Genomic DNA, 11,955 nt, shown 5'->3' on the forward strand with positions numbered 1-11,955 from the left:
TCGTTTTCCTCCAGGGGATGGTCGCGCCGGGGTCGGTCTATGTCGATCAAACAACAACGATTCGCATTTATGATATAACGATCGTTGGCCGTCGTCAATGGGGTCGAGCCATATCGCCATGGCCCCTGAGCCCATTGGGCTGGCGGCGCCCCTTCTTCGTGCGTTCGGGGGCCTCAAGTGGAGAATCAGGGCTTTCCTGCACCAGGATGGCGCGGATTATCTAGAGTCGGCTCTGAGTGTCTTTATAAAAATATATTAAAAACATTAAATTGCGATTTATATTGGCCCATTGAGCGGAGGCTTGTTTTTTGCTTAAGTGATTCAATCAAGACCTTGGGTCAGAGGAGCCGCCCTGCCATGCTCAAACAGTTTCAATCCGGTGGCGCCGGTCAGTCGCAGGATCGCTCCGAGGGTCCGGCGATGGCCTATCACGAGTTCTATCGGGACGACTTCCGTCCCCGGGATCATTACCTCCCGATGTGGGAGCACATCCAGCGCGCGGGGCAGCAGAGCCTCGCGGCCAAGGCGCGGGACGCCCACCTGGCGCTGCACAACGAAGGGGTTACCTTCACGGTCTACTCGGACCAGGACGAGGGGATCGAACGTGTCTGGCCCTTCGATATCCTGCCGCGCATCATCACGGCGGCCGAGTGGGCGCCGATCGAGGCTGGGCTCAAGCAGCGGATCCGCGCCCTCAATCTCTTCCTGAAGGATATCTACCACGGTCAGCGCATCCTGAAGGACGGCGTTGTCCCGCCCGAGCTGATCTATCGGGGCAAGGATCTGCGTCGCGAGATCATGGACATTGATCCGCCGCACGACATCTACACCCATATCAGCGGGGTGGATCTGATCCGCGACGAGGAGGGTCGTTATCTGGTGCTGGAGGACAACCTGCGCACCCCCTCGGGCGTGTCCTACATGATCGAGAATCGCATCATCGAGCGCCGCGTCCTGCCGGAGTTCTTCGCGCGCTATCGGGTGCGGCGGGTCGAGCACTATCCGGAACGGCTGTTGCAGGCGTTGCGCTATCTCTCGCCGCGCGGGGCCGCGGATGCCGTGGTTGTGGTTCTGACGCCGGGTATCTTCAATTCGGCCTATTTCGAGCACACCTTCCTGGCCAAGGAGATGGGTGTCGAACTGGCCGAGGGACGGGATCTGGTATGCCGCAACGATAAGGTCTATCTCAAGACCACCCTGGGGCTGCGTCAGGTGGATGTGGTCTATCGGCGCATCGATGACGAGTATCTGGATCCCCTGGTGTTCCGATCCGATTCCACGCTCGGCGTGGCGGGTCTGATCAATGCCTGGCGGGCGGGGAACGTGGCGCTGGCGAACGCGCCTGGAGCGGGGATCGCGGACGACAAGGCGGTCTATGCCTATGTGCCGGACATCATTCGCTATTACCTCGGCGAGACGCCGATCCTCTCCAGCGTTCCGACCTATCAGATGACGGACCATCAGGATCGCGCCTATGTGCTGGACAACATGCAAGGCATGGTGATCAAGGCGGTGGCCGAGTCCGGCGGCTATGGCATGTTGATGGGACCGACCTCGACCGCCGCCCAGCGTGACGATTTCACCCGCCGCATCGCCGCCAATCCGCGTAACTACATCGCCCAGCCGGTGGTTCAGATCTCGCGCCACGTCTGTTATCTGGACGGCGAGCTCGAATCGCGCCACCTGGATCTACGGCCTTTCATCATCCATGGCGCCGAGATCGAGGTCGTCCCCGGCGGCCTGACGCGGGTAGCCATGACCAAGGGCTCCCTGGTGGTGAACTCATCCCAGGGCGGGGGCAGCAAGGATACCTGGGTGCTGGCCGACTGATGCTGAGCCGAATCGCCGAATCGCTCTACTGGATGTCCCGCAACCTGGAGCGGGCGGACAATACCGCGCGCGTCCTGGATATCAATGTCATCCACATGCTGGAGTCCGACGAGGGCCTGACGGAGGAGATGCAGTGGAAGCCCTTGCTGACCATCGTCGGCGCGGACGAGGGTTACGAGGATCTCTACCCGGACGGTCATGTGACCGTGCAGCGGGTGATCCATCTGTTGACCCAGGATCCCAGGAATCCGGGGTGCATCCACAACAGTCTCAGGCTCTCGCGCGAGAACGCGCGGGTGGTGCGCGATCGCATCTCCAACGCCATGTGGGAGACGCTCAACGAGCTCTGGCTGACCACCGACAAGCATCTCAAGGCGAAGCTTCCGCCTTGGCGGGCGGCCGAGTTCTACGGCTTCGTGCATCGCCAGGTCGCGACCGTTTTCGGTTTAAGCCAGAGCACCATGATGCGCGGCGAGGCGCACAGCTTCACCCTGCTCGGCGGTCTGCAGGAGCGCGCGGACATGACCGCGCGCATCCTCGACGTGCGCTACCATCTGCTGCTTCCGGATCCGGCCCTGGTCGGCTCGCCGCTCGACTATTATCAATGGGGAGCCCTGCTCAAATCCCTGTCGGGCTTCGAGGCCTACCGTCGGCTTTACCAGAACGGCATTCGCCCGATCGACGTGGTCCAGTTCGTGATCCTGAACCCGGATTTTCCCCGCTCACTGATCTACAGTGTCAATGGCCTGGAGCGGGCGCTGGAGCGTATCGGCTACCGGCCGCAAGGCGAGGCGCGCGATCGCATGGAGACGTTAAGGGCGCATCTGAGCGGGATCGATCCAGCCGGAATCATCGAGCTGGGCCTGCATGAATATCTGGACGAATTCCTGGCCCGCCTGGCCGAACTGAGCGCCGCGCTGCAAACGGATTATTTCGACGTCTACCTGGGAGAGGCTCCGTGAAATATCACATCGAGCGGGCTTGCCACATGCGTTTTGCCCGACCGGCGCGCGAGCATCATATCCAGATTCGCCTGGCGCCCTGGGATGACGAGAGTCAGTCGTTGATTGGCGTCGTCATCAAGGTCGATCCGGAGGTCGAGCCGGTCGCCTGTCTCGACGCCTTCGGCAATCTCTCGCACCACTTCGCGGTGCTCGGCGCCCACCAGCAGATCACCTTTTCCGTGGTCGCCGAGGTCGAGACGAAACGGGACAATCCATTCGATTTTCAGCCGGTGCCTGCGGAGCGGGAACTGGAGTGGATCGCCGACAGCCTGCGTCAGGCGCCCAGATTGTGGGATTTCGTGCTCCATCGCGGCGTCTTGACGCCCGAGCTTCCGGAAGTCGTCGGGGGTTGCGACGTCCCTGGATTCCAGGTCGGCGTACCCCTGCTCCAGCAGGTTCAGGACGCCTTTGAATGGATTCGCGAGGTGGCCGGATTCGATCCCGCCGAGGCCCAGTCGGTCACTGCCCTGGAAATCCTGTTCGCCAACAGGCGCGGCACGGCGGCGGATCTGTCGCATCTGCTGATCGCGCTCGTGCGTCACTGGCGGATTCCGGCGCGTTTCGTCTCCGGCTATCTGGACGCGGCCTATTTCGATCCCGACGACGCGCAGCCACCCGAGGCGCCGGCGCGTCCGCAAACCCTGCATCATTGGGCCGAGGTGCTGATTCCGGGGGCCGGTTGGCGCGGCTTCGATCCGGCGCTCGGCCTGGTGGCGGACGCGACCTACATTCGGGTGGCGATCGGTCGGGACGCCAATGACATCGCCCCGATCCGCCAAAGCTGTCGCGGCGAGTGCGAGCAACCCGAGTTGAATCAGGCCTTGACGGTCTCGCGGATTTCGGTCTGATTCCTGGTTTGGCTGGCTTCCGATCGGCTGGATTGGGCCACGGCGCTCGATCAACCCTCGGCTAGTTCTCGATGCGCGAGGCGCGGGTTAGCTTCGCGAAGCGCACGCCGCGCAGACCGCCGATCTCCAGGCTGAGCCGCTCGATATCGCTCGGCATTCCCCGGATGATGATGGTCTCCAGACAATTGTGGTGGTCCATGTGCACATGGGTCGCGGCCACTATGTGTACATACTGACGATGCTGGATGTCTAGGATGTGCTGCGTCAACTCGCGTTGATGGTGGTCGTAGACGATGGTGAGCACGCCCGCTACCTCGGTGTCGCCACGCTCCCAGGTCTCCTCGACGATACGCTCGCGGATCATGTCCCGGACCAGCTCGGAGCGTGAGGCATAGCCCTTGTTGACCAGGCGTCGATCCAGATCCTCAAGGAGCGGCTTTGGCAGGGAGACGCTGAAACGGATGGTTTCGTCGGTATTCGGCATGTTTCAATCCGCGCCCGGCTTAAACTGGCGAAACCGCACGGAAGAGGTTAGGTGATTTCCAGGAAACCCTGTACCCGCGATCCGCCCCGTCAGAGACAGGATTCCGCAGGATGGAGAGGATTGATAAAGCGCTGTTTTCCATCCCGTCAATCTTGAAGAATCCTGTTAATCCTGTCGAGTTTCAGAGTTTTCGGTCGGGTACGGGCTTTCCCGCGCATCGCCTTACGCCTCTCCCGCGCGGCATGATCCCCCCGAAGGGGGTGGTTTCAACCGGGAGATTTCGATGAAGGGCGCGCCTCCGCGCCAGGGGCCTGGAGACGCTCGGTCAGGGACGCGCCGGGGTCTCAGCGCGCCGACGGATCGTGGGCGTTGTTGCCGGTATCCGGCTGAATGGCCTGGACCTCGACGACCGGCTTGCGCGCCGCCTCGGCCGCCAGGCGGTCATTCTCGGACATGACCATGGTGGTCTGCACGCCACCCACGAGGACGACAACCGCCGCAAGAATTCCTAAAGCTCCCATGTTACTTCTCCATTGGGATGTGATATTGAATATAAAATCATTATATAAGCATTTTCTAATTTTACAAGCGCTATTAAGCTGGATCCCGTGGACGATTCGCTTTCGGATCCTGGCCGGGAACCTCTCGCCATCCGACGCTGGCCAACAGGGGGATGACAGGCGAAATCGTGTCTGTCTGTGATATCGATCCAGCTTGCCGGGTGGATTTTCCAGGATAATCGCTCGCTGGAAGTCCTCGTCCGTCGCCACATGGAGATCCGCTCTCAATGTCCACGCCAGAATCCAGCCTGATCGGCCGCCTCGTCGATATCCAGGGGGGGCGTCTGATCGCCACCCTGTTTCCGACGGAGGAGGGCTTTCCCGCGTCCAAGACCCTCAACGAGGAGGTGCTGCCGATCGGTCAATTGGGCAGTCTGGTGGAGGTCAGGGATCGCGCGGGCCACATCCTCGCGGAGGTCGCGCGCAGCGTCGAGGAGGTCGTCATGTCGCGCGGCGGCCGGGACGAGTCCGCGTTCGGCGATCGCCAGGGCGTCGCGCGCGAACGGCGGCTCGAACTGACCGCGCTCGGCGAGATCAACCCGGATGGTCGGTTGGAACCCGGCGTCAGCCGCTATCCGGTGGTCGGCGCCGCCGTGCACCTGATTCCCACCCCCCGGTTGTCGGCGCTCCTGTCGCGCAAGACCGCGGGGGCGCTGGAGTTGGGCCGCCTGTCGGTGCGACCCGCGCTCAAGGCGACGCTGGATCCCTCGGCCCTGTTCGGTCGGCATCTGGCCATCCTCGGACAGACCGGCGCGGGCAAGTCCTGGACCCTGTCCAGTCTCCTGCAGCGGGTGGTCACCACCATGCCGCGCTCGCACATGATCCTGCTCGACCTGCACGGCGAGTATGGCTGGAAGCAGGCCGACGGCACCATGGGCGGCATCTTTCCGCCCAACACGGCGCGTTACATCGATGCGCGCGAACTGGAGATCCCCTACTGGCTGCTGACTTACTCGGAGCTGGTGGATCTCTTCATCGATCGCACCGACGCCAATGCCACGGTCCAGATCGCCTATCTGCGCGAGGCGCTTTACAGCCTGCGCAAACAGTCGAATCAGCATGCCGGGCTCGATCGGCTGTCCGTGGACTCTCCGGTCTATTTCCCCATCGAGGAGCTGTATCAGAAGTTCAAGAAGGCCAACGAGGAAAAGCTGGAATTCGGCAAGGTCAAGGGACCGCTGTTCGGCGCCTTCGACGACTTCCTGGTCCGCTTCCAATCGCTCTACAACGACGGGCGCTACGACTTCTTCATGCGTCCGCGCAAGCACACCAGCTCGGCGAGTCTGGAGGGACTGCTGCGTGATTTTGTCGGATTGGGCAATCCCAAGCGCCAGGTGACCGTGATCGATCTGAGCCCGGTTCCGGTCGATCTGCGCCCGATCGTCTCGGCGCAAATCGGCCGTCTGGCCTACGAGTTCAACTACTGGAATCCGCGCCGCCACGAGTTCCCCCTGCTGCTGGTGTGCGAGGAGGCGCATCAGTACATCCCGCGCGAGTCCGATACCCGTTTTGTCGGCACGCGACGCTCCATGGAGCGCATCGCTAAGGAAGGGCGCAAGTACGGCGTCACGCTCTGCATCGTGAGCCAGCGACCCACCGAGCTATCCGAGACCGTGCTCTCCCAGTGCGGAAACTATCTCTGTCTGCGGATCTCGAACGCCGATGACCAGGAATACGTGCGGCGGCTCCTCCCGGAAGGCGCCAAGAACCTGGCCGACATGCTGGCCTCGCTCAGACGGGGCGAGGTACTGGCGGTCGGGGACGCCTCCATGCTGCCCGCGCGGATCCAGGTCTATCAACCGGACCCGCCTCCGGCAAGCCACGATGCCCCCCTGTCGAAGAGCTGGCGCGAAGGCCCCGACGACCTGGATGTCGCCGATATCATCAATCGCTGGTGGCGGCAGGTGCGTTAGCGAGACTGGTCGCTGGCCGAGATTCGAGAACCGGAAACGCGAAACCTTCCGCCATAGCCAATGCATCCATCATCGGAATCGGGTAAGAGCCCGCTCGCGGGTCTCTGGCTTGTCCTTGGGCTGGTGACCCTGGGGTTGATCGCGACTGTCGTCTACAAGACCTGGCCGTTGCTGTACCCACCCTTGACCGAGCTGGCCGCGTTGAATTCGCGCTGCGACCTGCGAGCCTCGCCCTGCGAGGCGGTTTTCGGCGGCGGTCGATGGGTTCGGTTCGCCATCGAGCCCAGGGATCTTCCCACGTCAGCGCCGCTTCGACTCGGCGTGGAGACGGCGGGGCTGGACGTGGCCGCCGTCGAGGTCGATTTCGCCGGGGTCGATATGTACATGGGATTCAATCGGGTGAGCCTGGCGGCCGTCCAAAAGGGACGGTACGCGGGCCAGGGGATGCTTCCCGTCTGCGTGCGCGAGCGCATGACCTGGGAGGCGCGGGTTCTGATCCATACCCCGGACGGCCTCCTGGCCGCGCCCTTTCGGTTCGACACCAACCGTTAACGAGACCAAGGCCCGCCCGCCAGCCTATTCCCGCGCGTGATGATCCTCGATGAGGTGCGCGTCCTCGTGGGCGTGATCGGCGGGTTCACCGGGTGCGTGCACATGGATGTGCGCGTGGTAATGCGCGTGCCCATGGCTGTGCAGCGTCGCGTCCACCAGGGTGCCATCGGCCAGGCGGACGGCGCGGGTCGCCAGCCGTTCCAGGAAACGGCGGTCGTGCGAGACCATGATCATGGCCTGATCGAGCCCGGCTAGATGTTCGACCAGACGCCGTTCGGTCGCCTCGTCGAGTCCGTTGGTCGGCTCGTCGAGCAGCAGGACCTCGGGATGCATCGCCAGCACGGTCGCGAGTGCGACCAATCGCTTCTCGCCGGCCGACAGCCGGTGGGTGACCCGCTCGGCGAAGGCCGAAAGGCCCAGCAGGTCGAGCGTTTCCAGGGCGTCGGCGCGCGCCTGGTCGGTGGTGCGTCCCAGGTTCAAGGGGCCGAAGGCGACGTCCTCCAGCACGGTCGGGCAGAACAACTGGTCGTCGGAGTCCTGGAACAGGAGTCCGACCCGCGCTCGGACCGCGTGGAAATCCGCCTCGCTCGCGCAGGCGCGTCCAAAGGCGATGACCTGGCCCGCGCCGGCTGGCTTGAGGCCGACCAGCAGATGGAGGAGGGTCGTCTTGCCCGCGCCGTTGGGGCCGGTCAGGGCCACCCGTTCGCCTGGCCGCAGGCTGAATTCCAGGTCGCGCAGAACCAGACGTTCGGGATAGCCGAAACGAATCCGACGCAGTTCGAGCAGTGGTTCATTCATCCCTTGTCAACCCAGGCGATCCAGCAGTGGCAGGCTAAGGAGTAGCGGGATCAGCCCGAGGCTGGCCAGGGTGTCGCCGCGATTCCAGCGGGTCGTATCCAGCAGATAGAGCCGACCGTGGAAACAACGGCAGCGCATGGCCCCCATGAGGCGCTCGCCGCGCGCCAGGCTCCTGACCAGTAGCATGCCCATCAACCAGCCATAGGTGCGCCAGGTGTGCGGATTGGCGCGCGGGACGAAGGCGCGCGCCCGCATCGCCTGGCGCAGACGCAGGAACTCCTGGTGGAGCAGATGAATCTGCCGCACCGTCATCAGCAGCAGATGCGCCAGTTTCTCCGGAACGCCGATCCGGGCCAGGGCATGGCCCAGGACCACGGGCTCGAGCGTGCCGGGCAGGGCCAGGAGAACCAGCACGACCGCGTTGGCCTTGAGCAGGATCATCAGGGCCAGGATGATACCGACGCCGCTGGCGGTGACCGGACCCAGGCTGAACAGCGGCGGGCCAGGCGTGGTGAAGGGCAGGCTGAGCATCAGGATGAGCATGAAGCCCTCCAGGGCGAGCAGCCGACGCGCCAGATCCCGAGGCTTCAATCCGGCTGCGAACGCCAGCGCCAGCGCCAGTCCAAGGGCGAGCGCGGCGATCGCCGGGCGCTCCAGACTGACGGTGACCAGCGCGAACAGCAGGGCCGCGAGGAGGCGCAGTCTGGGATCGCGTCGGCCGATCCATCCCCGGGCCTGGGGCGATGGCAGGGGCGGCTGGGTCATCGGGGCCTGTCCGTCCTCCGACCCGTCCTCCGACAGCGCCACCAGAGCGCCAGCCCGGTCAGCCCCAGGATGTAACCGATCCCCCCGAGAACATCCTGGAAGCGGATTCGGTCGTCTATCGCCACCAGTTGCTCGCGCAATGGGCGTACCTGGCGGGCGACGGCTTCTTCGATGAAGAGCACCAGCGCCGGATCGAGCGCGCGGTCGCCGGACTGGAGGCTCCGGGTCGGTTTGTCCTCCGACCCGCGTTGATCGGCTGATTCGCTGGTCGCCCTGACGCTGGAATCCGGCGTTCCAGACGTCGGCGGAGACGCCTCCGCTGGCCTGTCGACCACCGGGAAGGCGCCCGCCAGATCGGCCGCCGCGATCCGCCATTCCGCCCGATGGCCGTCGTCGCTTCTGGCGATGACGACGTGTTCGATCGAGGCGAGCGCCCGATAACTGAAACGGCCATCGCCATCGGGTGACAGGCTGGCCAGCGGGTGGCCGTCGGCATCCTGGATCAGGATCGAGGCACCGGTCGCCTTGGCTCCGCCCGCGAAATAGGCGGACCCCTGGATCCGTTCGCCCTCCGCGAAGGCGAAAACCTTGAGCTTGTGGGCAAGCGCGGGCATGGCCGTCATGAGCGTGACGAGCAGCAGGAGCCGCCTGGCCGCTCGCGTGACAGGCTTGGGATCAGACACGGGGGTTATCCTCGCGGGTCAGCATCTCCGGGGCGACGCGCCAGAGGAAGCCGATGGTGGTGGCCGTGATCAGTCCTTCCACCAGCGCCAGCGGCGGATAGATCAAGACCATGACCTTCGCGGCGGGCACAAAGGCTTCGCCGCTCAACCCCAGGCTCAAGGCGACCAGGAGGCCGGTGAACAGCACCCCGAGAGCGCCGGCGGCGAAGCCGATCCAGGGGATTCGCGCGGGCGGACAGCGTTGGAGCCAAGGCGCCAGGACCAGCGCGCAGAAAAGCGCGGGCAGGGCCAGGTTCATCGTATTGACGCCGAGCACCAGGAGTCCCCCGAAGCCGAAGAAGGCGGCCTGAAGGATCAGCGCGACCAGAATCGCCGGTATGGCCGTCCAGCCGAGGAGCAGACCCATGAGTCCGTTGAGTAGCAAATGGACACTACTCGGACCCATGGGGACGCTGATGAGCGAGGAGACGAAAAAGGCGGCGGAGAGCACGGCGGCCGGCGGCAGGCGCTCGTAGTCGAGACGCCGCAGGGCCACCGTCAGCAGGCCGACCGAAACCAGGGCCCCGGTCACGAGTACCGGGGCCGAGAGGACGCCGTCTGGGATATGGGCCAAGATGAGGTGATCCGGGTAATGGCGTCAGGGCTATTTCATGTCCGTGACACGCACCCACATCAGAGCGCCGGCCTCCACCGGAACATCCTCGCCGGCTGGGTTCTTCATGGGCCGATCGCCCTTAAGAAGCGCGGCGAATCCCCACCAACCGGCCTTCGGCATGACATAGCCGAAGACGCCATTGGAATCCGCCTTAACCACCTGGGTGATGAAGGCATCGGCGGGTGGCTTCAGGGAGCCGTCGTTGCGCCACTCGATCTCCACCTCGGCGAAGGGGACGGGCGTGCCTCCCTGTTTGACGATCCCTCGAAAGAGGTTGCCGGTCCAGAGCCCGTAGGGCCTGACCAGGGGCGTGATCTCGACCGGAAAACCGACCTCCGCGTCCCAGCCTTCCCCGGCGCCGAAGCCATCGACGACGACCTTGGTGTGGTGGATGATCATGACGCCTTCGGCCGGTTCCCAATAGGGCGCGGGTTCGAGGTGAAAGACATGGTCGCCCGGCTGCTTGATCCGGTACTCGGCGCCATAGGCCGACTGGCCATCGCGGGTCCGTGGACGCAGACTGGACAGGAGATCCTCGCGTCCGGACGGGCTCAGGACGCCGAAGCCTGCCGGCTGGTCCATGGGCATCGCGGGGCCGCCCTCCATCGGATGCGTGAAGGTCATCTCCAGCTCGATCCGGCTCTCGTCCTCGCTGGTCACGATGTCGGTGGAGGGGATGAGTTCCTGGAAGTGGGCTTGTGCCTGCAGGCAGACGAGGAACGACAGAAAACCCAGTGTCTGGGACACCGAGCGAAGGTGCGAGTCCTGTCTCACGGGCGGGATACCTGGAGCGATCAGTGAGTGTGATCTAATTCTTGTTTTTCACACTCGCGCCTGTCAACCCCATCGAGACATCCGTGACGGGCGAATTCGGCGATTATTGCGGGCCGTCGCCGGGCTCGGCCTCGAGTTGCCGCCGCAATCGCTCGATCCGATCCCCCATCTCCCTAAGTATCTTGATCTGCCCTTGCAGATAGTCGACCTCTTCCTTCAGACGCAGGGTACTTTGGGACTTTTCGCGTCGGTCGCGCAGCTCGGCTAGGGCCTGCTTCAATTCCTGCGAGCCTTGCTCATGGTGACCGAACGACGGGGGGATGGTCGCGGGTCCGCGCTCGAGTTCGGAGCCGGTCTTGGATCCATAAACGCGATTGAGGATGGCGTCCAAGTCACTATCGAACTGAATCGTGGTGTTTGGAAACGGCTTGGCCATGGCGATCCGGATAGGTGATGTGTTCGGCTGGGCACCATCGGAAGGTGTCCGTTGCTATTCCTTTGGGCGCTTATTGTAGCTCTCAGCTATAGCGCGAAACGCGATCCCGTCCACATCAATTCAGGTATCGAGGGGAAATCGTCGGATTTTTCCGTCAACCCAGGGGGCGCCGTCGCAAGGAACGAGGCGAGTTGGCCGAAGGAGTGGCGAGCACGAAGGGGCGGATTCACATGGCTTGAGGAAGCGGTATCCGCCGGGCATGGAGCCCATTCCCGGCTCGGGCGAATGCGGTGGGAAGCGCTCAGTCCGAGTCTGGGCGGACCTTGAGGACCGGCTTGCTGGAATCCAGTTGGCGGATCCAGATTTTCAGCTTGGCGAGTTCGGGGGACAACTTGGCCACGCGCGCCTCGGCGGCCTGTCGGGTGTCGTGCAGACTGTGGATCAGGACGAACCAGGGGCGTTCCTGGTAGGTCTCCCGTCGATAGAAATACTCGTCCGACAGGGCGTGGCGGGCGGCGAATGTCTGGAGTGACTCCAGCGTATAGAAGCCCATCAGTTGCACCGCGAATGGTGCGTCACCAATCACGACGGGCTCGCCCGCAGGGTCGGATTCGACTGTCCCCGCCGACTGATCCGGGTCCGTCGGCGGTGAG

Annotated in this window: 14 protein-coding genes; 5 read left to right on the top strand and 9 right to left on the bottom strand. The window is 63.9% G+C overall.

Features of this window, described 5'->3' with window-relative positions; all coding sequences use genetic code 11:
* The first annotated feature begins 357 nt into the window (after window positions 1-357).
* The 3 genes from CKO27_RS11560 to CKO27_RS25190 are packed head-to-tail and all read left to right on the top strand — an operon-like array spanning window position 358 to window position 3,682.
* Entirely contained in the window at window positions 358-1,830 is a 1,473-nt protein-coding gene (locus CKO27_RS11560) for a circularly permuted type 2 ATP-grasp protein (protein ID WP_200375045.1), read from the top strand.
* On the top strand, window positions 1,830-2,792 hold the full coding sequence (locus CKO27_RS11565) for an alpha-E domain-containing protein (protein ID WP_200375046.1): 963 nt from the start codon (window positions 1,830-1,832) through the stop codon (window positions 2,790-2,792). The genes CKO27_RS11560 and CKO27_RS11565 overlap by 1 nt, the downstream gene beginning before the upstream one ends.
* Window positions 2,789-3,682 (top strand): transglutaminase domain-containing protein, encoded by an 894-nt coding sequence (locus CKO27_RS25190; protein WP_200375047.1) that lies wholly within the window; start codon window positions 2,789-2,791, stop codon window positions 3,680-3,682. The genes CKO27_RS11565 and CKO27_RS25190 overlap by 4 nt, the downstream gene beginning before the upstream one ends.
* Before the next feature lie 61 nt (window positions 3,683-3,743).
* Here CKO27_RS25190 and nikR read toward each other — a convergent pair whose 3' ends face one another.
* Complete coding sequence (nikR, locus tag CKO27_RS11575; RefSeq protein ID WP_200375048.1) at window positions 3,744-4,166, bottom strand: nickel-responsive transcriptional regulator NikR; 423 nt, start codon at window positions 4,164-4,166, stop codon at window positions 3,744-3,746.
* A 344-nt stretch (window positions 4,167-4,510) separates the two neighbouring features.
* Entirely contained in the window at window positions 4,511-4,687 is a 177-nt protein-coding gene (locus tag CKO27_RS11580; protein ID WP_200375049.1) for a hypothetical protein, read from the bottom strand.
* 266 nt (window positions 4,688-4,953) lie between these two features.
* Between CKO27_RS11580 and CKO27_RS11585 the strand changes: the two genes are divergently transcribed.
* Both CKO27_RS11585 and CKO27_RS11590 read left to right on the top strand, forming a co-directional pair.
* Window positions 4,954-6,639: an ATP-binding protein gene (locus CKO27_RS11585; protein ID WP_200375050.1), complete on the top strand. Its 1,686-nt coding sequence runs from the start codon at window positions 4,954-4,956 to the stop codon at window positions 6,637-6,639.
* Window positions 6,640-6,699: 60 nt separating this feature from the next.
* The gene (locus tag CKO27_RS11590; RefSeq protein WP_200375051.1) at window positions 6,700-7,191 is read left to right on the top strand and encodes a hypothetical protein; all 492 of its coding nucleotides are present in this window, start codon (window positions 6,700-6,702) and stop codon (window positions 7,189-7,191) included.
* Between the two features lie 24 nt (window positions 7,192-7,215).
* Here CKO27_RS11590 and CKO27_RS11595 read toward each other — a convergent pair whose 3' ends face one another.
* The 7 genes from CKO27_RS11595 to CKO27_RS11625 all read right to left on the bottom strand — a co-directional run.
* On the bottom strand, window positions 7,216-7,989 hold the full coding sequence (locus CKO27_RS11595; RefSeq protein ID WP_200375052.1) for an energy-coupling factor ABC transporter ATP-binding protein: 774 nt from the start codon (window positions 7,987-7,989) through the stop codon (window positions 7,216-7,218).
* A 6-nt stretch (window positions 7,990-7,995) separates the two neighbouring features.
* Complete coding sequence (cbiQ, locus tag CKO27_RS11600; RefSeq protein ID WP_200375053.1) at window positions 7,996-8,754, bottom strand: cobalt ECF transporter T component CbiQ; 759 nt, start codon at window positions 8,752-8,754, stop codon at window positions 7,996-7,998.
* Window positions 8,751-9,437: a hypothetical protein gene (locus CKO27_RS11605; protein ID WP_200375054.1), complete on the bottom strand. Its 687-nt coding sequence runs from the start codon at window positions 9,435-9,437 to the stop codon at window positions 8,751-8,753. The genes cbiQ and CKO27_RS11605 overlap by 4 nt, the downstream gene beginning before the upstream one ends.
* On the bottom strand, window positions 9,430-10,050 hold the full coding sequence (cbiM, locus tag CKO27_RS11610) for a cobalt transporter CbiM (protein WP_200375055.1): 621 nt from the start codon (window positions 10,048-10,050) through the stop codon (window positions 9,430-9,432). Before cbiM ends, CKO27_RS11605 begins: the two co-directional genes overlap by 8 nt.
* A 30-nt stretch (window positions 10,051-10,080) precedes the next feature.
* Window positions 10,081-10,839 (bottom strand): DUF4198 domain-containing protein, encoded by a 759-nt coding sequence (locus tag CKO27_RS11615; protein ID WP_338115999.1) that lies wholly within the window; start codon window positions 10,837-10,839, stop codon window positions 10,081-10,083.
* A gap of 130 nt (window positions 10,840-10,969) precedes the next feature.
* Window positions 10,970-11,302 carry a hypothetical protein gene (locus tag CKO27_RS11620; RefSeq protein WP_200375057.1) on the bottom strand — a complete coding sequence of 111 codons (333 nt, stop codon included), beginning with the start codon at window positions 11,300-11,302 and terminating at the stop codon, window positions 10,970-10,972.
* 301 nt (window positions 11,303-11,603) lie between these two features.
* Window positions 11,604-11,955, bottom strand: a 352-nt coding sequence (locus CKO27_RS11625; RefSeq protein ID WP_207280747.1) for an SPOR domain-containing protein, incomplete at its 5' end; no start/stop codon positions are given.

It is taken from the genome of Thiocystis violacea (genome assembly GCF_016583575.1).
GTDB classification, from domain to species: Bacteria; Pseudomonadota; Gammaproteobacteria; order Chromatiales; family Chromatiaceae; genus Thiocystis; species Thiocystis violacea.

What these genes read in the sequence shown, in the direction of transcription:
- CKO27_RS11580 (WP_200375049.1), bottom strand. Translation starts at nt 4,687, where the DNA reads ATGGGAGCTTTAGGAATTCTTGCGGCGGTTGTCGTCCTCGTGGGTGGC.
- cbiQ (WP_200375053.1), bottom strand. Translation starts at nt 8,754, where the DNA reads ATGACCCAGCCGCCCCTGCCATCGCCCCAGGCCCGGGGATGGATCGGC.
- nikR (WP_200375048.1), bottom strand. Translation starts at nt 4,166, where the DNA reads ATGCCGAATACCGACGAAACCATCCGTTTCAGCGTCTCCCTGCCAAAG.
- CKO27_RS11620 (WP_200375057.1), bottom strand. Translation starts at nt 11,302, where the DNA reads ATGGCCAAGCCGTTTCCAAACACCACGATTCAGTTCGATAGTGACTTG.
- CKO27_RS11595 (WP_200375052.1), bottom strand. Translation starts at nt 7,989, where the DNA reads ATGAATGAACCACTGCTCGAACTGCGTCGGATTCGTTTCGGCTATCCC.
- CKO27_RS11585 (WP_200375050.1), top strand. Translation starts at nt 4,954, where the DNA reads ATGTCCACGCCAGAATCCAGCCTGATCGGCCGCCTCGTCGATATCCAG.
- CKO27_RS11565 (WP_200375046.1), top strand. Translation starts at nt 1,830, where the DNA reads ATGCTGAGCCGAATCGCCGAATCGCTCTACTGGATGTCCCGCAACCTG.
- CKO27_RS11590 (WP_200375051.1), top strand. Translation starts at nt 6,700, where the DNA reads ATGCATCCATCATCGGAATCGGGTAAGAGCCCGCTCGCGGGTCTCTGG.
- CKO27_RS11560 (WP_200375045.1), top strand. Translation starts at nt 358, where the DNA reads ATGCTCAAACAGTTTCAATCCGGTGGCGCCGGTCAGTCGCAGGATCGC.